Consider the following 4879-nt stretch of genomic DNA (forward strand, 5'->3'; position numbering starts at 1 on the left):
GCTGATCCGCCCTTCCGGCCTGTTCGGCCAGAAGCTCGTTGAGAGGATCTGAACGATGACCGCGATAACAAGCGATTTCGTCGCCGCGCCGGTGCTGCCGAAATGGGTCGTACCGGTCCTGCTGCTCGCCTTCGCCTATGGTGTCGTGCCGCTGATCGGCTCAAGTTATCTGTTCGAGGCCATCCTGCTGCCGTTCCTGGCGCTCAGCCTCGCCGGCGTGGGCTTGAACATTCTCACCGGCTATGCCGGCCAGGTCTCGCTGGGCAGTGCCGCCTTCATGGCGGCGGGCGCCTTCGCCGCCTATAATTTCAACCTGCGCGTCGAGGGCCTGCCGCCGATCGGCAGCATCTTCCTGGCCGGCATCGTCGCCGCCGCGATCGGCATCGTCTTTGGCCTGCCCAGCCTGCGGCTGAGGGGTTTTTATCTCGCAGTATCGACGCTCGCCGCGCAGTTCTTCGTGCAATGGGCGCTGACCAAGTTCAGCTGGTTCTCCAACAACTCGGCGTCAGGCGTCATCGACGCGCCGAGACTGTCGATCTCAGGTTTCGCGCTCGACGGCGCCATCGGTCGCTATCTCTTCGCGCTGACAATCGTCACCGTCCTGACCTTCCTTGCCTATAGGCTGGTCTCGTCGCAGACCGGTCGCAACTTCATCGCCATCCGCGACAATGAAACCGCCGCCCGCATCATCGGCATCCCGGTGCTGAAGACCAAGCTGCTGGCCTTCGCCATCTCGTCCTTCATCATCGGCGTCGCAGGCGTCATCTGGGCCTTCGCCTATCTGAGGACCGTCGAGCCGGACGGCTTCGATCTCGATCGGTCGTTCCAAATCCTGTTCATCATCATCATCGGCGGGCTGGCTTCGATCCGCGGCGCGTTTTTCGGCGCCGCCCTCATCGTGGTTTTCCCGCTCGCTCTGTCGCGCCTCGGCGGCTTCCTGCTCGGCGATCTCTTCGATTCGGGCGTGCTCGACATGAGCCAGCGCATCGTTCTGGGCGCGCTCATCATCCTGTTTCTGATCCTTGAGCCCGACGGGCTGGTGGCGCTGTGGGACAGGGTCCGAAGACGGCTCCTGTTCGCCTGGCAGTCGACTTGAGCTGATGCATTGAAAATGAATCCCATCGGAAAATGAACAAGGGGCCGAACAAGACGGCCCATACCGGGAGTACCTCGACCATGACTTTCCTCAGCACAATCAAGGCGGCGGCGTTGTCCGCGGCGATGATCGTGTCGGTGGCCTTGCCCGCCGCGCACGCCGACGAACAATATTTTCCGCTGCAGAGCTATCGCGTCGGGCCTTACGCGGCCGGCGGCACCGGCTTCTTCGGCGGCTTCATCGACTATCTCAACCTCATCAACATCCGCGACGGCGGCGTCAACGGCGTCAAGCTGACCTGGGACGAATGCGAGACCCAGTACGAGGTCGAGCGCGGCGTCGAATGCTACGAGCGGCAGAAGAGCCATGCCGGCGCCGCCGCCTGGAACCCGCTCTCGGTCGGCATCGCCTATGCCATGATTGACCGCATCACCGCCGACAAGGTGCCGCTGATCACCGTCAACCACGGCCGCACCGATTCCACCGACGGGCGTGTCTTCCCCTACGTCTTCCCGCTGCTGCTCAATCCCTACAGCGAGACATCAGGCATCGTGAACTACATCGCCTCCAAGGAAGGCGGCATCGACAAGCTGAAGGGAAAGAAGATCGTCGTGCTCTATCACGGCTCGCCCTACGGCAAGGAGACCATCCCGATCTATGAGCTGCTGGCGCAGAAATACGGCTTCACCGTGCAGCAGATCGAGGTGCCGCATCCCGGCAACGAGCAGCAGTCGCAGTGGCTGACCATCCGCCGCGCCAAGCCGGATTTCGTCGTCCTGCGCGGCTGGGGTGTGATGAACCCGGTGGCGCTGAAGACGGCGGTCAAGGTCGGCTATCCCGTCGATCACATCGTCGGCAATGTCTGGTCGAATTCTGAAGAGGATGTCATCCCTGCCGGCGACGCCGCCAAGGGTTACACCGCCATCACCACGCAGGCTTCCGGCAACTCCTACCCGGTGGTTCAGGAGATCGTGAAGACGGTCTACGGCGCCGGCAAGGGTAACCTTGAAGACAAGGCGCGCATCGGCTCGGTCTACCACAATCTCGGCATCGTCAACGGCATCCTCAATGTCGAGGCGATCCGGATCGCGCAGGAGAAGTTCGGCCACCGCACGCTGACCGGCGACGAGGTCCGCTGGGGCTTCGAGCATCTCAAGCTTGATCCGGCCAAGGTCGAGGCGCTCGGCGCCAAGGACCTGTTCCACTCGATCAATGTCAGCTGGGACAACCATGAAGGCGAAGGCTACGTGACCTTCCAGCAGTGGGACGGCAAGAAGTGGAACGTCGTCTCCGACTGGATCGCGCCGGACTGGGCGCTGCTGCGGCCAATCATCGAGAAGTCCGCCGAGGCCTACGCCGCCGAGAAGGGCATCAAGCTGCGCACCGCCGACGATGCCAATGCTGTGACCACCAACTGATCAGTCAGTGCCGGGCGTCGCGGACCAAGTTTCCGTGGCGCCCGACCTGTTCGGTTTTCGAACCGCGAAAGAACAGCCTATGCCGAACGATGACGTCATTCTTGCTGTGGACACGGTCCATGCCACCTACAACCACGCCATCACGGCGCTGCATGGCGTCAGTTTCGAGCTCAGGCGCGGCCAGATACTGGCATTGCTCGGTGCCAATGGCGCTGGCAAGACCACGACGCTGAAGGCCGTCTCCAACCTGCTGCCGGCCGAACGCGGCCAGGTCAATGCCGGCACCATCCGCTATGACGGCTCGGATGTCTCGCGCCGCAAACCGGGTGATCTGGTGCGCGCCGGGCTGGTTCAGGTGCTGGAAGGCCGCCACTGCTTCAAAAGCCTCACCGTCGAGGAGAATCTGATCGCCGGCGGCATCGGCCGCAGCGGCAGCCGCGCCGAGATCAACGGGGATCTCGAACGGATCTACGGCTATTTCCCGAGGCTTCGGGAAAAACGCCGGACATTGTCCGGCCTGACCTCCGGCGGCGAACAGCAGATGACCGCCATCGGCAGGGCGCTGATGTCGCGGCCGCGGCTGCTCGTCCTGGACGAACCGTCGATGGGGCTCGCGCCAATCATCGTCCAGGACATCTTCCAGAGCTTGAAAAAACTCAACCGCGAGACTGGCCTATCCATCCTGGTCGCCGAGCAGAACTCCGCAGTGGCGCTGCGATATGCCGACCATGCCACGGTGCTGGAGAACGGCGTTTCCGTTCTCGCCGGCGCGGCCCCCGAGCTTCGCCAGCGCGAGGACATCAGGGCCTTCTATCTCGGTCAATCGAACCCCGGGCAACAGGCGTCACCCGCCACCAAGCCCGCCCATCTCCACGCCGTTGCCTGAATCGAAATCCCAAGGAGCAGTGAAATGACCGTTTCGACCGTCAAGACCGACAAGGCTTCCGCCGCCGTGCCGCCAGTCGCAAGGCCGATCGCCCCGGCGCACATCATCAAGGACGACGCCGAGGCGATTGCGGTTGCCCATGCGCTCGCCGCCGAATTCGTCAAGGACTCCTCCCGGCGCGACCGTGAACGGATCTGGCCGGTCGCCGAACTCGATGCCTTTTCGCAAAGCGGCCTGTGGTCGATCAATGTACCCAAGGCATTCGGTGGGCCGGAGGTGTCCTATGCGACGCTGGCGAAGGTGATCGAGATCATCTCGGCGGCGGATTCCTCGATCGGCCAGGTTGCGCAGAACCATCTCGGCGTCGTCGCTGCCATCCGCACCGTCTCCGACGCGGACCAGCAGAAGCTGCTGTTCGCCGAAGCGCTGAAGGGCACCCGGTTCGGCAACGCCTTTTCCGAGTTCGGCTCCAAGCGCGCCGCCGATTTTGAGACCCGCTTCACCGATGCCGGCGATCATGTGGTCGTCAACGGCCGGAAATTCTATTCGTCCGGCGCGCTGCTCGCCCATCTGGTGCCGATCGTGGCGCTCGATGACGAGGGCCGCGCCTGGTATGCGATCGCCGACCGCGGCGCACCCGGCCTGACCGTCATCGACGACTGGTCGAGCTTCGGCCAGCGCACGACCCTGTCCGGCACCGTCATCATCGACAACGTCAAGGTGCCGAAGACGCATCTGGTACCCGGCTACAAGGGCTACGACAAACCGACCGCCGACGGCGCCATCTTCCAGATCATCCAGGTGGCCGTGGACACCGGCATCGCCCAGGCGGCGATCGACGAGACGGTCGATTTCGTCAGGACCAAAAGCCGCGCCTGGATCGACAGCGGCGTCGACAACGCCTGGGACGATCCCTACACCATTCAGGCCATCGGCGACCTGACGCTGCGCCTGCACGCGGCGCAGGCGCTGCTCGAAAAGGCCGGTCATGCAATCGACCGGGCAGTGGCCGAGCCGACAGCCGAGACGGTGGCGCACGCCCAGATCGTCACTGCCGAGGCAAAAATCCTGTCGACAGAGATCGCCATCGCCGCCACCAACAAGCTGTTCGAACTGGCAGGGACCCGCTCAACCCTGGCCGAGCACAATCTCGACCGGCATTGGCGCAACGCGCGCACGCACACGCTGCACGATCCGGTGCGCTGGAAATACTCGATCCTCGGCAAATATTTCCTCAACGGCGAAAATCCGCCGCTGCACGCCTGGAGCTGATTTTCCACCGGCGGGCTGGCGGCCCGCCACGTCAAACCTTCGACCATCCAAGAGGCCCACTGCCATGTCAAACCCAACAGTCGTCGGCTTTTCCGGCAACATCACCAGGCCGTCAAAGACGCGCGCCTTCGTCGATCTGGTCGCCAGGGACATCGCCGCCAGCCACGGCCTATCGGCGAGCACCTATGATATCGAGGATATCGGGCC

Annotated in this window: 4 protein-coding genes and 1 pseudogene; all 5 read left to right on the plus strand. The window is 63.5% G+C overall.

Annotation, left to right across the window (positions count from 1 at the left end; translation table 11 throughout):
* Positions 1-55: 55 nt before the first annotated feature.
* Positions 56-1096, plus strand: coding sequence for a branched-chain amino acid ABC transporter permease (locus ENZ74_RS21975; RefSeq protein ID WP_063169860.1), 1041 nt, complete (start codon positions 56-58; stop codon positions 1094-1096).
* An 80-nt stretch (positions 1097-1176) separates the two neighbouring features.
* On the plus strand, positions 1177-2514 hold the full coding sequence (locus tag ENZ74_RS21980) for an ABC transporter substrate-binding protein (RefSeq protein ID WP_013528156.1): 1338 nt from the start codon (positions 1177-1179) through the stop codon (positions 2512-2514).
* 79 nt (positions 2515-2593) lie between these two features.
* Entirely contained in the window at positions 2594-3400 is an 807-nt protein-coding gene (locus tag ENZ74_RS21985; RefSeq protein ID WP_024501876.1) for an ABC transporter ATP-binding protein, read from the plus strand.
* A 24-nt stretch (positions 3401-3424) separates the two neighbouring features.
* Complete coding sequence (locus ENZ74_RS21990) at positions 3425-4672, plus strand: SfnB family sulfur acquisition oxidoreductase (protein ID WP_063169861.1); 1248 nt, start codon at positions 3425-3427, stop codon at positions 4670-4672.
* A gap of 64 nt (positions 4673-4736) precedes the next feature.
* Positions 4737-4879, plus strand: a pseudogene (locus tag ENZ74_RS35820) (FMN reductase); the annotation flags it as partial.

It is taken from the genome of Mesorhizobium sp. M7A.F.Ca.CA.002.15.2.1 (assembly GCF_003998715.1).
Taxonomy (GTDB): Bacteria; Pseudomonadota; Alphaproteobacteria; order Rhizobiales; family Rhizobiaceae; genus Mesorhizobium; species Mesorhizobium ciceri.